Source organism: Marivita sp. S2033, assembly GCF_046592965.1.
Taxonomy (GTDB): domain Bacteria; phylum Pseudomonadota; class Alphaproteobacteria; order Rhodobacterales; family Rhodobacteraceae; genus Marivita.
Genome location: NZ_JBISBV010000020.1, coordinates 1 through 16,048, shown reverse-complemented (window position 1 = coordinate 16,048; position 16,048 = coordinate 1). Strand labels below are relative to the sequence as shown.

Here is a 16,048-nt window from a genome sequence, read left to right as displayed (position 1 = left end):
CGCTATGTGAGGGCTACGCAGCGCCGGGCCTGCTCAGCACAAAGGGGTCAATATTGGACGCCGATAGGGGGTCAAAGTTCAATGCCGATTGACAGCCACGCGGTGAAGCTGAGAGCGGATACCGGCGGCTGCCATCTCCGGCTGAGAACCGTGCCCGCCGCCATGGACGCAGCGCCACCGAGCCCAGCGGCGATGCCGACGGGGTCCAGTGCGGCGTCGGGACCGTTCAGCAGCAGCGCCACGCCCAGAACGCCGGTGGCCGCCGCTGCAACCGCACCCGCCCGGATCGGCGTGCCGAGCCACCCACGCGCCATGAGGATCACCATCATCGCCTGCAGAGAACCGAGTGTGGCCGCTACCCCGCCGGGAAGCCTGTAGGCGGCCACGAACAGCAGCGCCCAGAACAGCGCGAAGTTGAAACTGCCGAGCAGGAAGATGCGACCGAGCCAGGCACGGGGTGGGAGGCAACGCGTGACAGCAAGCAGCAGCAGTCCGGCTGGCAAGGCCCTAAGCGCGGCAAGGGTCACGGGATATGCCGCAGGCAGCGCCTCGGTCGTGACGAGATAGGTGCTGCCCCAGACCGCCGGGGCGAGCGCTGTGAGAAGGATGTCGGTGGTGCGGGACATGGCTGTATCTCCTGGCGGGGGCTTACCAAAGCGGATGGAAGGGCAAGCGCGGACGGTCCGGCCAGGGATCAAGGCCGATGTCGCGCATCAGATGAGGCGGCAGATCGCGCGGCACGCCCCGCGGGATGCGGTGGCGGTGCCGGGCTGCAGTGCGGAGGAACGAGAGGGTCATGGCATGTCCTTTCAGGCGACAAGGCGGAGGGCGGCGCGCAGTTGTGCGGCCAGATCTTCGCGCGGTCCGTTGACGAGGCGGGAACCTGTCTCGCGGACGATAAGGGTTGGAATGGACCGGACCTGGAGGGTGCGGGCATGTTGCCGGTCGGTCTCGACGGCTTGCGCGGTTGCTGGATCGTCAAAGACCTGTGCAAAAGCCGTCGCGTCGAAGCCAAGTTCTCCGGCGATGTGAAGTATCGTCGCGGGATCGGCGATGTCGCGAGCCTCGCTCAGATGCGCGCCCTGGAGGCGGTCAAACATGTCCCAGTGGGCAGCCTGTCCGCCAAGCCGCTCGGCCGCCTTGCATCCCAGCGCTGCTGTCATGCCATGCGGATAATCGAACGGGGCCGCGCGCATCGCTTCGATATCAACGCGTTCCGGCCGGTCGCTGACTTGGCGGCAGACCGCCCAGTGCCCAAGGATGGTCTCGCGGGCGTCCTCGGGCGTGCCCCAGCGGGTGGCCATCTCGGCGCGACTGGCTTGCAGGACGAAGGTGCGGTGCCGGATGTCGAGGTCGAATTCGGCGGCAAGCGCCCGCATCCGCGACGAGATGTTGAAACACCAGCAACAGACGACATCGTGAAAAAAGTCGATGGTCAGTGCAGGCATCACGCGGCCTCCTCTGACAGGTTGGCGCCAGCCAGCCGCGCGGCGATCCGGGCGACATGCGCGCCCTGAAAACGCGCGCCGGCGAGGTCGGTCTCAGTGGGCGCGCGCGAGCCATCGGCACCGGCGATCGTGCCCGCGCCATAGGGCGCACCGCCGACGATGCTTTCGGCCGTCGTCTGACCGGCGAAGGTGTAGGGCATGCCCGCGATCAGCATCCCGAAGTGCTGCAGCGGGATCTGGGTCGACAGCAGCGTCGCCTCGTGCCCGCCATGCTGCGAGCCGGTGGAGGCGAAGACGGCGGCGACCTTGCCGACCAGTGCATTCCGCGCCCAGAGGCCGCCAGCCTGGTCGAGGAAGGATTTCATCTGTCCGGCCATCATGCCGAAGAGGGTCGGCGTGCCGAAAATGATGGCGTCGTAGGCTTGCATGTCGGCCGGCGCGGCCACGGGCGTGTCATCCGCAACGAAGCCAGCCTTCTGCCGGATTTCCTCAGGAACAGTTTCAGGCACGCGCCTCAGGTCGACATGGGTGCCGGGCACGCTGCGTGCGCCTTCGACTTCGGCCTGCGCAAGGGCGCTGACATGGCCATAGCTGGAATAGTAAAGAACAAGAATGCGGGTCATGGGATCCTCTCAGTGCTTTAGGTTTCGATGCCTGAGAGGATGGGGGATCGGTCGGACTGGAATAACCCGCCGACTGTCACTTCATTCTTTACGCAGGTTGAAGAATGTCAGGACCGGAGCGCTGCGCGCAGGTGGTCGAGGAAGGCCGTGACCTTCGCGTCCATCCCAAGCCGCGAGGCCGTAACGGCAAAGATCTCCGGCGCGGGAAGCTCCCAGTCGGGCAGAACGCGCACCAGCGCGCCCCGCGCCTCGGCCTCGTTCGAGACGAAGTCCGGCAAGGTGCCGACGCCTTGGCCCGCGATCAGGAGGTCGCGCAGCACAAGGCTGTTGCCGACACGAACCGGCGGATCGAGGTCGATCGTGACCGTGCCTGAAGGGCCAGTCAGCGCCCATGACGTCAGGTGGTCCGCGAGAAGGAAGCCGATTACCCGGTGCCGGGCGATGTCCTGCGGGACAATCGGAACGCCAGTCCTTTCGAGATAGGCGGGTGCTGCGAAGACCCGCTGTCGCATCGTCCCAAGCCTGCGCGCCACAAGCGCCGAGTCCGGCATCGCGGGCCGAATGCGGATCGAGACGTCGAACCCGCCCTCGACCATGTCCACCACCCGGTCGTCCATGGACACTGTCAGACGCAGATCGGGATAGACGTCGAGAAACCCGGGCAGGATCGGCGCGATCACTGTCTGCCCGAACGAGCTGGATGCGTTGACCTTGAGGTGCCCCCGCACCGCCCCGGCACCATCGCGGATGCGCGTCTCGACCCCGGCAACGGCATCCAGAATGCCTGTCGCCTCGTCGTAGTAGAGCCGCCCGGCATCAGTGAGCGACATGGAGCGGGTCGTTCGGGTGAGCAGCGTCGTGCCAAGACTCTCTTCGAGCAGCTTGATCTCGCGGCTCAGAAGCGCAGGCGACACGCCAAGATCCTCCGCCGCACGCGCGAAGCTGCCGCGCTCGACAATGCGGCGGAAGGCGTGCATGACGGAAAGCTTGTCCATTCTTCTCGGTCGTTCCTCGCGTGAGCGCCCCTTGCGGGTCGCATGTACCTCGACCCTATCACGGGCACGGCACGGCGCGAACGGATTGCGTTCGCGCCCGCCGATGGACCGTGACCGCCGCCTAAGCCGCCTGCCGAACCGCAAGCCAGTCCAGGATCGCCCGAGTGGTCTCGTTGGGCTTCTCCTGCTGGATCCAGTGGCCGCTGTCGAGGCTGAGCACCTCCACATTCGGGACGAAATCCGCGATGGTTTCGGACGGCGGAATCATGTCTCGCGTTCCGTAGATCATGAGTGCCGGCTGCCGGACGATGGGGTCCACTTCCGCCAGAATGTGCCAGTTGCGATCCATGTTCCTGTACCAATTGATGCTTGCCGTGAACCCGGTTGCCTCGAAGGCCGCGATGAACACGGCAAGATCCGCGTCGCTCATCACGGGATCACCTGCGGGGGCTGCGGCCGTGGCGAGGTTGATCATCATCATGCCCGGCTCGGGCGGCGCAGGCGGCAGGTTCTTGCGGAACAGGTTGCGTAGGAAGCAATCGGTGTGGGCATCCAGCACAGCGTCCGCGACACCGGGCTGACGGTTGAAGTGGACGAAATAGTTGTCGGGCCCAAATACGCTTTCCATGAACTCGATCCATGGGACTGGGGTGCGAGGCTGGTAGGGCAGCGCCAGGTTGATGATCCGGGTCACACGAGCCGGATTCAGGAGTGCCATGCTCCAGACGACGTTTGCGCCCCAGTCATGACCAACGAAGGTGGCCGCTTCGTACCCGAAGTGGTCGAGAAGCGCTGCGAGATCGCCCGTCAGATGAGCGATGTCGTAGTCTTCCACCTTGGTCGGGCGTGACGAGTTCCCGTAGCCCCTTTGGTTTGGAACGATGACGTGGTAACCCGCCGCCGCCAGCGCCGGTATCTGGTGGCGCCACGAATAGGCATGCTCGGGCCATCCGTGGCACAGCACGATCGGGTTTCCTCGATTCTCTCGACCGGCCTCGAAGACCTCGAGGTGGGAATTGCCCAGCGAAACGAGCGTGGGCGCGGGGAAATCAGCGTTTCGGTTCATGGCAGTCTATCCTTTGTTAATTGCCTCGACGCTCGCCTATCTCAAAAAGGTTTCAAATCCTGACACCTTTGTATGGTATTAAGCCTCCATGAAGAGCCGTAGCCGACAAGACGCCATCGTGCGGACCCTGCGCCGTAACGGAACAAGCACAATCGACGCGCTGGTCCGAGAGGTCAGTGCGTCGCGCAGCACGATCATGCGAGACCTGTCGGCGCTGCGCGACGAGGGCTATGTGATCCACGCCGAACAGGGCCGCGGCGGCGGATTGTACCTCGATCCGGGCTCGGTGCAGACCACGGCCCGGCTTTCGGTCGCGGAGGTGTTCGCGCTCATCATCGGCGTCTCAAGCATGCGCGCCGCCCGGACGCTTCCGTTCGCAAGCCTTGCCGATGCCGGGCTTGCCAAGATCGAGAAGGCCTTGCCATCCGACAAGCTCCGAGATCTGCGCCGCCTCCTCGATTGTCTCTATGTCGGGCCCCTGGCTCCCCAAGTCGACACGTCGAACCTTGGAGATATGGAGGCCGCCCTGTTGCCCGCATTCGAGCAGTCGTTTCTCGAGCGCTTGTGCCTGAGGTTCCGCTATCGCGACGCCAAAGGGACCGAGACCGAAAGGCAGGTCGAGCCGCAGGCCATGCTGATCCTACCGCCACTGTGGTACCTGGTCGCCTGGGATCCGATGCGCGAGGATTTCCGGCATTTCCGCATGGACCGGATCAGCCGGCCCGAAGTGGTCGAAGGCACGGCATTTCGAACGAGGCGCGTCCAGTTTGATGATGGCGTGGAACCCGTTCGATACGCCTAGCGGCGGTCAGTTGGCGGCGAGGGCAGCGGAGGTCAAACGACGACGACGTTCCCGCGCTTGTGTCCCGTTTCCATGTGGCGGTGCGCATCAATCAGATCGGTCAGGGGATAGATCCGGTCGAGCACGGGCGACAAGGTTCCGGCCTCAAGCATTGCCAGAAGATGTACCAGGTGGGCGCGCAGGATCTCCGGCGACTGCAGGCCCGCAGCGGCGAACAAGGCGCGGCGATGGCCGATCAGGCGGCTTTGCAACATCGCGCCCAGAAGCGGCAGCGTCAGCACGGGGCAGACATAGCGCCCGTTATTCGTCAGCCGGGCCTTGGCTGTTCCGAAGGTACTGATGCCGAGCGTGTCGAAAATCACATCGTAGCGCTCTGGCAGAGTGGTGAAATCCTCTTGGGTGTAGTCGATGATCCGGTCCGCACCCAGTCCCGCGACAAAGGCGGTGTTCCGCGTGCTGCAGGTTGCAGCAACATGGGATCTGGCCGCCTTGGCGATCTGCACCGCCGCAGTGCCGAGGCTGCCTGATCCGCCAAGGATCAGCACGCGCTGCCCCGGCCGCACCTGCACGACCTCATGCAGAAAATGATACGATGTCAGCGGACCGTCGCACATCACGGCGGCGTCCTCATGCGCCAGCGCGCGGGGCTTCTTAATCAGCACGCTCGCCTCATCAAGACAGATGTGGCTGGCATTGGCCCCGAACTTCATCCCCGCCTCGCCGAAGACGGCGTCGCCCACGGCAAACCGGCCAACCTTGTGTCCGATTGCGATCACCTCACCCGAAAGCCCGGTACCGGACAGGTTCTGGCGCGGTCGGCGCAGGCCGAGGAACGGCCGCGCAAACAGCGGCCGTCCGGCGCGCATCATGCCATCGGCCCGGGTCACGGCCGAGGCGCGGATGCGGATCAGGATTTCCGTGGGGCCGGGCGTCGGCATCGCCCGGGTCACGGGGTTCAAGACCTCGGGGGCGCCATAGCGTTCGATGCTCCATGCGGTGAGGGTAGCAGTCATGGGGTTCTCCTTTCGGTGTGAGTGCCCCCAATCTATCGGGTCGAATTTCCACCAGATATTGCCATTTATGGCCCGGCGTGGTTCATAATCGTTCCATATGGTGGATTGGAAATCTCTTCCGGCCTTTCTGGCCGTTGCGCGGGCGGGATCGCTGCGCGGGGCTGCCGAGCAGTTGGACGGCACCCATGCAACGGTGCGTCGGCAGGTCGAGGGGCTGGAAGCGCAACTGGGTGTCCAACTGTTCCGGCGCAGTGCAGGGGGGCTGGAGCTGTCGGCGGCGGGCCGCAAGCTGCTTCCTCAGGCGCTAGAGGCGGAAGCGTCCCTGCGTCAGGGGTTCAACGCCGTTCGTGGGCTCGACAGCGAGGCGGCGGGCCGCATCCGACTGTCGGCCGACCCGATGACGGCACATTTCCTGCTGGCGCCGGTTATGGGCGAGTTCCTGTCGCTCTATCCCGACATCCACATCGACATGAAACTGTCCTACGCTATCGACTCGATCGAAAGGCTGGAAACCGACATATCGATCCGCCATGTGCGCGACCTCACCGGCGACGCCGTGGGGCGCAAGCTGTTTCCGTTGTCGCTGGGCGTCTTCGCCTCGCGTAGCTACATCGACAGGCATCTGCACGATGCCGGGCCGCGTGGCGAGGGACTGACCTGGCTTGGCTACGGCGAGGTGCCGGAGTTGCAGGCGATGATCGCGGCCTCGCCTTTTCCACATGCGAAGGTGCGCCATGCCATCGCCGATCCGGCGATGCACATGCATCTCGCCAGGGCCGGGGCAGGAATGACCTTTCTGGCGGCCTGGGTGCAAACCGTCTTTCCCGAGTTGCAGCGGGTGCCGGGAACCGACCTCGACCAGAGCCGCTCGACCTGGGTGCTGATGCACGGCGATCTGCGCCGGGTGCATCGGGTCAGGCTCTTTGTCGATTTCCTCTACGAAAGCCTGCTCGAGCGACGCGCTGACTTCATCGGCTGATTGTCACTTCAGCCTTGATGCGCGTTTGGCCGCGAAGATTACATCTCCGGAATTGCTGCATATTGTATCCTGACCGAGCGCCTAACTTGAGCTTCTTCTTTCAACTCTTTCAATAATTTATGGCGGAGAGAGTTCTACGTCAGGCCCATTTCCTCCAGTATTTGGACTTATCAGGGGGTGCAATTTGCCCTGACCATCTTCGCAAAGCTGCCGTTAAAGATTCATGGTATGAGCGAACGCTAAGGGCCGATTGTAGGGCTTCAGTCCAGATCGACACCGCCGAGGCGCGGCACATGGACATGCGTTCGTACAAGAAATGCGGCGGCCGCGCCGGCCAAAGCGCCGAACAGATGAGCCTCCCAAGAGACGCCGGGTTGGCCCGGAAGAACGCCCCAGAGAATTGAGCCATAGAGGACACCGACCACCAGTGCCGCGCCCAGCGTGATCAATGAGCGATCCACGAAGCCGCGCGCGACGAGGAAGCCAAACCAGCCGAAGACCAACCCTGACGCACCGATATGGATGGCGGAGCTTCCGAACAGCCAGACGAGTCCGCCGCCGAGGCCGATCACCACTGCGTTCACCGGCAGCAAGGCCCTCGTGGTCGTGGCCACCAGCAGCCCACCCATCACCAGGAGCGGCGGCGTATTGGCCATCAGGTGCGCGAAACTTCCATGCAGGAGGGGCATGGCGATGACGCCATCCAATCCGCTGACGTGCCGGGGGATCAGGCCGAAGGCCGGGTTCAAGCCGTAACCAATGATCCAATTGACGAGGTGAATCGCCCAGAGCAGTGCGACAAAGGCGACAAGCGCTGCGGCGCGCCGGAAGAAGGCGCGCATGTGATCCCGGTTCATCATGTTGGCGACAGTAGACGTCACCACAGCACCTTCAACGGCTTCCGCACGCTGCACAGGGTGCCACCTCCGGGAAAGGGGGTTTGAGGCGGCCAACTTGGTCAAGGCCCAAGGCAAGAGAACGGCCTCGATCTTACACGGTGTTCCCCGGACGAAAGGGCTGCGGTTCACGCTCGGGGCGCTTCAGGGCTTCGGCGAATTTGCGGGCATTGTCATCGATCGTGCTGTGCCAAAGCTTCGAGACGAAGGCCCGGGCGTCTTGGACTGTCATGTCTTTCAGCGAAGAGGACAACGCCATGAAAAGCTCATCCTCGCTAATCGCGGCGGCGCGGTGCATGGCATCCGCGTAAAATGACGGGTCGTTGAGAACCTGCTCGCGCAGCGGCATCCGCGCGAGGTTCTCCTCCGGGATCGCCATGAAGATCGTGTCCTGAACTTCGGTCAGATAAGCGCGGCGCGATGTGGACACCGGCTTTCCCGCCGCCTTGGCCTCCAGAAATGCCTGCCTTGTCCTGTCGAGCTTTGCCCTTGCATGGGTCATGATGACATCACGCTTGCGGTCAAGCAGCGCAAATCCGGTGCAACGCTCGATATGAGCAAGAAGCTCTGCAACCTCTGCCTCTACATCAAAGCTCTCGAACCACGGAGCTTTTCCCAGTCTCGCCACCATGCGCCTACCTTCGTCCATTCAATAATATATTATCGTATATCATATTCAGCAGATCGCAAGCAGATGGCGCCCGTCATGCAGCCAAACATGGAAAAAGGGGAACCGTGGTCCCACGGCTCCCCTTTCGGTTCAGGTCGTCTCCCCCTCGCGCGCCGATTAGGCGACCAAGGAGAGCCCCGCGCCCGCGTCCTGCGGCTGCTCACCGCTGTCGATGAACGGGATGATCGAGAAGGTCTGCCCGCCGCGCTGTTCTTCGTTCTGCACGGCGTTGACGCGCAGGTCGCCATCGGGCGTGTTGATCAGCAGCGACAGGTAGTCATTGCCCGTGCGGCTGCTTTTGGCCATCCACGCCGAGCCGACGCGGATCGGTGTGCCCCGGGGCGAGCTGACCTCGATCCGGTAATCGGGGTGGGTCTCTTCGGATTTGTAGCTGTTCTCGATCAGCATGAACTCCAGATCGAACATCATGTTGGCGATGTAGCCGGTGAAGGCGTTGTCAGCGTCCATGGCGGTGAGCTCGCCCGAGATCGAGCCGGATTTCATCAGGCCGTTCGAGACCAGCGGGATGATCTCGAACGCGCCGCTTTGGGCCGCACGCGCCTCTTTCGTCTGCACTGCGTTGACCCGGAACGGGCCGAGGCCGACATCGATCTGCATCGAGATGTAGGGGTTGCCGCTGGTATTGCCGGTCTCGTTCCAGGCCGTGCCGATACGCACCTTGCGGCCAGACTTGTTGACTGCCGTCACGTCAAAATCCGGGCTGCGTTCAGACATCTTGGCCCGTGCCTCGAGCTGGATGGCGATGTCAAAGCGCGTCGAGTGGATCACGCCGGTGTACTGAGCGGCTGCGGTCTCGACATTGCGGGTGAGGGTTCCTGCGAACATGGGATGGTTCCTTTTGGATTGGCCGGTGCCTGACGTTTTTGCCAACGCATCCGGGATTGCTTTCTCGACCCCTTGAGGGATCACAAATCAGAAAGCCTGCTTTCCTTTCAGCCCCGCCCACGGGTCAGAGCTGCTGTCCGAGTGGGAATGCCCCCGCGCCTCTGGGTGCTACGCCCCTCCCCTGCCCGTCTGGTCTTGATTGGTTGCCCGGATTTTCTGCGGCGTCCTTCGATTGCGCGACGAAGAACTCCGTTTCTTTTCCGTTCAACCGGTGCCCGCTCCGGTCGGTCAGACCGATGCAGCTTCCGTTCGGCACATAGGTGATGAGGTACTGACCGAGCCTGTCCTTGTGGACAACGTAGCCGGTATTGGCCCAATGCACGGTCTGCCCGGCATCAACCGCGGCTTTGATTTCATCGAGTGTCATGCGATCCTCCTCAAGAAGAATGGTGGGGAAACGACGCAAGAAGCCCGATCGTCCAACCGGGCTTCCGTGCGGCATTCGTTTGGCAAACGACCGAGACCTGTCAGGCGCTTTGCGTGGCTTGCATCGCGCGCGCCGCCATCCAATCTTTCAGGCCAAGAACGGTTCGTCCGGCGGCGACCTCGGAGGCCCAAGCGACCCTTGGGTCGCCGCAGGGATCATCGCCGACTTGGCGGTCGATATGACCATTGGCCATCCATGGCTCGGGCTGGATCCGTCGCAGCCAGTCCGCCATGCTCGGAATGCGGCCCTGGCAGTCTTCACGGATATGCTGCTCGCCGATCCAGCGCACGGGAATGTCCCGACCTGCGCTATTGGTCAGGGACACGCCGAAGACACGTTCGGCCTCAAATAGGCCTTGGGCATGGTGACGCATGGCTCGGTGCGTAAAGAGCGCGAGGTACTCTTTCGAGGCGTCGAACCAGTCATGTATGGACTGATAGTCAGACGGCACCCCGCCGAATTTCCGGGCGGAGCTTTCGGCATGATGAAGCGGATGGGCCATCTCAAAGACCCTCGTCATAGCTGTGCGAGCATTCGACATAGCGGTCCGCGTGATCGAGCGTGATGCTGTCTGCTGCAATGTCCCAAGTCAGCGTGCCATAGCCGCCCTCATTGTTTTCGAACCCCGGGTGATGGTGATAGGCCAGCGACCAGGCGAAGTCGCCAACCTCTGCGGCAAGCGCCTCCGGCAGCTGGACCTCTGCAGGCTGCACCGTCACATCCTCGACATTGCCGGAGTCGCCATAGCCTTCGTATTCGGCAGTGACCCCGCTGATGCCAAGCGCACGTAGTTGCGCGAGCAGCTCCGCTCTGGACGCCTTCAAGGTGGTTTCGCGCTCTGCACGCCACTGAGCCGCCATTGCGGCATAATCGATCTGGGGATTGGTCATGGGTCTGTCCTCTCGTCTGAATTTGGGGGGCCGGGCGTGGCATTGGTCTGCCCGCGCCCGGAAAGCGCAGCCCGGGCAAACCCCGATCCGCGACGCCCGACCGAAAGCCCGCTTTGACTTTTCAGGCGGCTTGTTCTGACGTCATGGCGGCTTCCTGCCCCACGATCCGGGCCAGAATGCTTCCCGTGTCGATCCCGTCCCCATGCGGCAGGAACACCCGTAGCTGGAAGGCGATGATCTCGGTGAAGCAGCCGAGGGCCTTGAGGCCATCAATCATGCCCCTGTCCACGCCGCACAACTCAAGGCGCATCTCGCCTGCGACACGGCGACGGGTCAGGGTGAGACCCCGGCCCAGATCGACAGGCGCGGTGGTGCCGAGGGCGGCGGTCAACATCTCCTGCGGTGTTTGCGGGTTGGAGACGAGGAAGCGGGCGCGCAGCGCGGCCGCTCCTTCCTCGCTCAGCGTGCGCCCGATCATGGCGGTCGCCCCATCGGGCGTGACCCGGTAGATGCGCTCATTGGTGGTCGGAATGTCCTTCCAGATCGGCAGCAGCAGCCCGGTCAGCAGGTAGAGCTTGGTCGTGGTGGTTTTTGGCAAGGACGCAGCCTCTGCATCCCAAAGACGTGCGAACTCGGGCCTGTCGATCTCTTCCCAAGCCGAGGACTCAAACCGTGCCTCTTCGAGATAGCTCGACCCGTTTGGCCGCACCGCCTTGCGCATCAGCGTGACAATGTCCTCGTCATACATCTGCATGGGCCGCGCCGAGATGAGCGCCGCGCGACCGGAGGCGCGATTGACCATCGGCAGCTTGTCCGGATTGCGAGATATGGCCTCTTCGGCGCCCAGGACATGGACCGGGTCCGTTACCTTGAGCCCGATGATCCGCGTCACGGCACCGGATTTCGGGCAGGTCCAGAGATCCTCTGTGGAGACCTGTTCGATCCTCTCGCCGCGCAGGGTTTCCACGCCGAAATCGAGCGTGCCCGCCGCGCGCGCCCGTTCGGTCTGATCGGCAATCCGGCGCATGAACTCGGCAAAGAGTGCGTTCTGCATGTGGATGGGCAGGGCAAGCACCCGGTTGAGAAACCGCTGGATCGGGGGAAGCTCCTCAAGGAGCACCCCGTCCTTGTCGATCAGCCGCAGGGCCGTCCAGTCGGTGAAGCTCTCGTAGCTCATCGCCTCAGCGCGCCCGGCGGCAAGATCGGCGAAATACCCACGCAGCGCCGCTCGCGCGATCGGGCTTTCGAGATTGTCCTCCTCGCGGAACATGCCTTGCGAGCCGGTCTCGCGCTGACCCTTGGTCAAGGCCCCCAGCTGGTCGAGGCGTTTGGCTATAGTCGAGGTGAAACGCTTTTCGCCATGCACATCCGAGGTGCAGACCCGGAAGAAGGGCGCGCTTACCTGGGCCGAGCGATGCGTACGGCCCAGCCCCTGGATGGCCGCATCGGCGCGCCAGCCGGGCTCCAGCAGGTAGTGCCGCCGCCGTTTCTGGTTCTTCGCCGTTTGCGCCGCGTGATAGGACCGGCCCGTACCGCCCGCGTCGGAGAAGATCAGGATATCCTTTTCGCCGTCCATGAAGGCTTGGGTCTCGGACGAATTGCTGCTGGCGCTGCGCTTCTCGATGAAGAGATGGCCATCCTCGGCCTTGAGTGGCCGGATGAACCGCCCCGTGACTTCTGCCACGGCCTCATCGCCAAATGCCCAGAGGATCTGATCGAGCGCCGAGGGGATCGGCGCCAGCGTCATCAACTCCATCATTGCCGCATCGCGCAGGGCGAGCGCCTCGCGCGAGACAACGAGCGCCCCGGTCTCATCCCGCAAGGGTTCCGCCACCATATTGCCGTCGATCTCCACGAGCTTTTGCGCATGGATCGGGAAGGCCTGTTCGAGGTAGCCCAGAACATAGTCGCGCGGCGTCAAGGCACCCTCGACGAGTTCATCCTCCGGGTCCATCGCCTCAAGCCGACGCTTCAGCAGGCTCTCGCCTGTCGAGACAACCTGGATGACGCAAGCATTGCCTGCCGCCAGGTCGTCCTTGATCGCACGGATGATGGTCGGGGCTTTCATGCCCATCAGGAGATGGTTGAAGAAGCGCTGCTTCGTGCTCTCGAAGCGGGACTTGGCCGAGGCGCGTGCGGCCGACGCATTAGTTTCCCCCGAGGCGTCGTTGACGCCGGTCGCAGTCAGCGCCGCTTCGAGATTGTGGTGGATCATCCGAAAAGCACCCGCGTATGCGTCGTAGATCTCGATCCGGGCCGGGGTCAGCGCGTGTTCGAGCACGTCATACTCCACCCCATCAAAACTGAGGGCACGCGCCGTGTAGAGCCCGAGCGTCTTGAGATCGCGCGCGACCACCTCCATGGCAGCCACGCCGCCGGCTTCCATCGCAGAAACGAAGCTCTCGCGGCTTGGGAAGGGGTATTCGGGGCCTTGTCCCCAGAGACCGAGACGCGCGGCATAGGCCAGGTTGTGCACGCTCGTGGCGCCCGTGGCCGAGATATAGAAGACGCGAGCGCGGGGTGCTGCCAGTTGCAGCCGCAGGCCAGCAAGGCCCTGCTGGGAGGGTTTGACCCCCCTGCCCTGCTCGGACCCTGCCGCGTTCTGCATGGCATGGGCCTCATCAAAAGCGAGGACGCCTTCAAAGTCTTCACCCATCCAGGCGAGGATCTGGCTCAGTCGCGTGGTACGGCATTTGCCCGCGGACCGCAGCGTGGCGTAGGTGACGAAGAGGATACCGTCGCCCATCGGGACGGGCTGGTCCGGCTTCCATTTTGAGAGCGGCTGGATGTCGGCAGGCGAGCCGCCGAGATCGGTCCAGTCGCGGATCGCGTCCTCGATGAGCGTCGCGGATTTGGAGACCCAGATCGCCTTTCTGCGCCCGGCCAGCCAGTTCACGAGGATGAGCCCCGCGCATTCGCGGCCCTTGCCGCAACCGGTGCCGTCGCCGAGGAAATAGCCAAGGCGATAGGCCCGTGCATTAGGGTCATCATCGGCGCGCGTCAGCTTGGTCTGGTCGTCATCGATGGTGAACCGCCCCGGCAGGTCGCGCCCATGGGCATCATGCGCCATGATGATGGTCTCGAGCTGCGCCTCGGAGAGATGTCCCTCCTCGATCAACCGGGCGGGCAAGCGCAAGTCATCACTGCCCGTGTTTGAGGGCATGGGCGGGGCAACCGAGGCCATGGCGATGCTCTCGACGAGCGGCGTGGGATGTTCCTGCGCATCCGCGATCTCGATCCGCTGAGGACGGTAGCGCGCATAGATGTCCGAGATGGGCGTGTTGTCGCGCGGGGTCTCAAAGCTTGTGAAGCAGAGCGGACGGACGGCATTGGCGCGGGGTTTGGAGGCGGCAACAGGCGCAGCGACGGTCTTGCGCGGGGCAGATGATGGAACGGTCGGCCGAGCATGAGGGATCGCTTCAGCCCGTTGGGCAGGGCGCATCTCGGTCCGGGTTGCGGCTACGGCATCGACATATGCCAAGGCTTCATCCAGATCCCGCACACTGGCGCGGATCATCTCGCCGTCCTCCTGCACCTTGTCGAAGACCATGAGCTGGGTTTCCACAGTTGTGCCGAGCTTGCGATAGACCTGCCCCGGCATCGTCAGCGCCAATCGCGGCGTCAGGAGAGCGCAGGCGCGTGACCAATGCGCGGCATCGCGTTCGGGCGTGAATCCCGGCGGCATGATCGCCACCAGCCGCCCACCGGGTGCCAGACGCTTGGCAGCCGCGACGAGATGTTTGGCGGCGATGTGTTTGTCCCGGGAGCGGTCGACCGAGGAGGCGAAGGGCGGATTCATCACCACGACTTCGGGTAGAAGCGGCGACTGCAGCAGATCGTCGATATGCTCGCCGTCATGGCCCGTCACCTCGCCGCCGAAAACCGCGCGCAGGAGGCGCTGGCGAAAGGGGTCGATCTCGTTGAGCAAAAGCGCGGCACCAGTCCGGGCGGCGAAAGCGGCCAGTGCACCGGTGCCCGCCGAGGGCTCCAGCACGGTCTCGCCCTTGCGGATCGCTGCGGCCCGCACCGCCATGGTCGCGAAAGTCAGCGGCGTGGAAAACTGCTGAAGCCGGATCTGCTGCTCTGACCGGCGCGTTTCCGTCAGCAGCCGCGAGGCAAGCAGCCTTGCAGCGGCGCTGTCACCTGCCACGCCGTCCCCACGCAGCAGCACCTGGACAGCCGCGGCCTGCATCAGGTCATATGCCATGCGCCAGTCCCAGGCACCGCCGGCATCGCTGCCAAGAAACGTCTCGCGCATGACGCGCGCGAGCGCTGAGCTGCGCAGGGGTTGGTGGTGGATCTCTGTGCCGATAAGCGCTAGCGCAGAGGCGAGATCGGCTTCGGAGATTGCGAGAGCCGGGTTGGCCGTTCTGGGTTTGGACATGGGGATTTTCCTTTGGATCAGGGTCTGAGTTCCAAAGGACAAAAAGCCCGCTCTACACTTTTTGGGGTTTCCGCCGAAAGCTATGACGGAGGTTGAGCAACGAGAGTGAGTGCAGAATTTCAGATCACGAGCGCGACCCGCCCTTGTCGGAATCAAAGGCTAAGTCACGCAGCCGATCGGCAAAAAATTTTTTGACAGAAGAAGCGGCGGCAACCCACCAAAACACCCCGAAACGCACGAAGGTACCAGGTAAGAACAGAACGCACTGTTCAAGACTGTTGGCGGCGCTTCTCATCAATCACCGCCTGCACAAGGTTCATCACGTTGGAATGCGGTGTCGCGGCCTGCTGGTCATTCAGTGCCTCCTTCACCTTGGACCGAAACCAGGCATCATGGGACGTCATCTCACCGGTCACGGCGATGGTCCTCGAGGCGCCTATCCAGAAGCTCGCCTAGGTCTCTCGGCATAGCTGCAACGCTCAGAGCGACCCGAGATCGGCGGTAGGGAGAATGGACCTTGGACAGATTGACTTTGTCGCAAGCCTGTTTGCGGTCTGAAGGCTGTTTCAACTCGGATTCCCCGTTCACGCGATGATCGAACGTTACAGCAAAACTTCCCGGACGATAAGACTCTTGAGATCTCTACATTATGGGGATGACCAAAACATCTGCGCACAGACGCCCCTTCACACCATTGCCGACGTTGGGGCGGGATGCCGCGAAGGTCTCGAAGGAGCCCAGACTCACCGATGCTGCGGGGCGCGCGAATGTCGGCTTTCGTCCGGCGCGTCGCACCATGATGGAGTTAGTCAGCTTCCACCAAGTCACTCCGGGCATCGCGGATGATCATCCACGACGAATGCAGGAAAAGCCCCGCGATCGCGAACGCGACGATCAGGTCGGGCCATGCACTGCCAAGCCACGCGACCAGCCCGGCGGCGATGACCAC

General features: G+C 63.4%; 16 protein-coding genes and 2 pseudogenes. 2 read left to right on the top strand and 16 right to left on the bottom strand.

Going from position 1 to position 16,048, the window contains the following annotated elements:
• Positions 1-95: 95 nt before the first annotated feature.
• The 6 genes and pseudogenes from ACGKZZ_RS16670 to ACGKZZ_RS16645 all read right to left on the bottom strand — a co-directional run.
• A pseudogene (locus tag ACGKZZ_RS16670) lies at positions 96-626 on the bottom strand (EamA family transporter); the annotation flags it as partial.
• 22 nt (positions 627-648) lie between these two features.
• Positions 649-798, bottom strand: coding sequence for a hypothetical protein (locus tag ACGKZZ_RS16665; protein WP_321172464.1), 150 nt, complete (start codon positions 796-798; stop codon positions 649-651).
• Positions 799-809: 11 nt separating this feature from the next.
• Entirely contained in the window at positions 810-1,448 is a 639-nt protein-coding gene (locus tag ACGKZZ_RS16660) for a DsbA family protein (RefSeq protein WP_411224652.1), read from the bottom strand.
• Positions 1,448-2,071 (bottom strand): NAD(P)H:quinone oxidoreductase, encoded by a 624-nt coding sequence (gene wrbA / locus ACGKZZ_RS16655; protein WP_411224651.1) that lies wholly within the window; start codon positions 2,069-2,071, stop codon positions 1,448-1,450. Before wrbA ends, ACGKZZ_RS16660 begins: the two co-directional genes overlap by 1 nt.
• Before the next feature lie 107 nt (positions 2,072-2,178).
• On the bottom strand, positions 2,179-3,066 hold the full coding sequence (locus tag ACGKZZ_RS16650; protein ID WP_411224650.1) for a LysR substrate-binding domain-containing protein: 888 nt from the start codon (positions 3,064-3,066) through the stop codon (positions 2,179-2,181).
• Between the two features lie 121 nt (positions 3,067-3,187).
• Positions 3,188-4,132, bottom strand: coding sequence for an alpha/beta fold hydrolase (locus ACGKZZ_RS16645; RefSeq protein WP_411224649.1), 945 nt, complete (start codon positions 4,130-4,132; stop codon positions 3,188-3,190).
• Positions 4,133-4,220: 88 nt separating this feature from the next.
• Between ACGKZZ_RS16645 and ACGKZZ_RS16640 the strand changes: the two genes are divergently transcribed.
• A complete protein-coding gene (locus ACGKZZ_RS16640) occupies positions 4,221-4,934 on the top strand; it encodes a helix-turn-helix transcriptional regulator (protein WP_411224648.1) in 714 nt (237 codons plus the stop codon).
• 32 nt (positions 4,935-4,966) lie between these two features.
• Here the strand turns inward: ACGKZZ_RS16640 and ACGKZZ_RS16635 are convergent, their stop codons facing one another.
• A complete protein-coding gene (locus ACGKZZ_RS16635; RefSeq protein WP_411224647.1) occupies positions 4,967-5,947 on the bottom strand; it encodes an NAD(P)-dependent alcohol dehydrogenase in 981 nt (326 codons plus the stop codon).
• Between the two features lie 97 nt (positions 5,948-6,044).
• Between ACGKZZ_RS16635 and ACGKZZ_RS16630 the strand changes: the two genes are divergently transcribed.
• Positions 6,045-6,926, top strand: a complete 882-nt coding sequence (locus tag ACGKZZ_RS16630) for a LysR family transcriptional regulator (RefSeq protein WP_411224646.1) — start codon at positions 6,045-6,047, stop codon at positions 6,924-6,926.
• A gap of 260 nt (positions 6,927-7,186) precedes the next feature.
• Here ACGKZZ_RS16630 and ACGKZZ_RS16625 read toward each other — a convergent pair whose 3' ends face one another.
• From ACGKZZ_RS16625 to ACGKZZ_RS16585, 9 genes and pseudogenes are all read right to left on the bottom strand, one after another.
• A complete protein-coding gene (locus tag ACGKZZ_RS16625; protein WP_199258207.1) occupies positions 7,187-7,768 on the bottom strand; it encodes a rhomboid family intramembrane serine protease in 582 nt (193 codons plus the stop codon).
• A 148-nt stretch (positions 7,769-7,916) separates the two neighbouring features.
• Entirely contained in the window at positions 7,917-8,471 is a 555-nt protein-coding gene (locus tag ACGKZZ_RS16620; RefSeq protein WP_411224645.1) for a hypothetical protein, read from the bottom strand.
• A gap of 138 nt (positions 8,472-8,609) precedes the next feature.
• Positions 8,610-9,338, bottom strand: coding sequence for a DUF736 family protein (locus ACGKZZ_RS16615; protein ID WP_411224644.1), 729 nt, complete (start codon positions 9,336-9,338; stop codon positions 8,610-8,612).
• Positions 9,339-9,462: 124 nt separating this feature from the next.
• Entirely contained in the window at positions 9,463-9,765 is a 303-nt protein-coding gene (locus ACGKZZ_RS16610; RefSeq protein ID WP_203212336.1) for a hypothetical protein, read from the bottom strand.
• 100 nt (positions 9,766-9,865) lie between these two features.
• Entirely contained in the window at positions 9,866-10,327 is a 462-nt protein-coding gene (locus ACGKZZ_RS16605) for a DUF6915 family protein (protein ID WP_411224643.1), read from the bottom strand.
• 1 nt (position 10,328) lies between these two features.
• Positions 10,329-10,715 carry a DUF6878 family protein gene (locus ACGKZZ_RS16600; RefSeq protein ID WP_411224642.1) on the bottom strand — a complete coding sequence of 129 codons (387 nt, stop codon included), beginning with the start codon at positions 10,713-10,715 and terminating at the stop codon, positions 10,329-10,331.
• 121 nt (positions 10,716-10,836) lie between these two features.
• Positions 10,837-15,099, bottom strand: coding sequence for a strawberry notch-like NTP hydrolase domain-containing protein (locus ACGKZZ_RS16595; RefSeq protein WP_411224641.1), 4,263 nt, complete (start codon positions 15,097-15,099; stop codon positions 10,837-10,839).
• 269 nt (positions 15,100-15,368) lie between these two features.
• Positions 15,369-15,515, bottom strand: coding sequence for a hypothetical protein (locus ACGKZZ_RS16590; RefSeq protein ID WP_153218031.1), 147 nt, complete (start codon positions 15,513-15,515; stop codon positions 15,369-15,371).
• A 389-nt stretch (positions 15,516-15,904) separates the two neighbouring features.
• Positions 15,905-16,048 (bottom strand): annotated as a pseudogene (locus tag ACGKZZ_RS16585) (cation transporter); the annotation flags it as partial.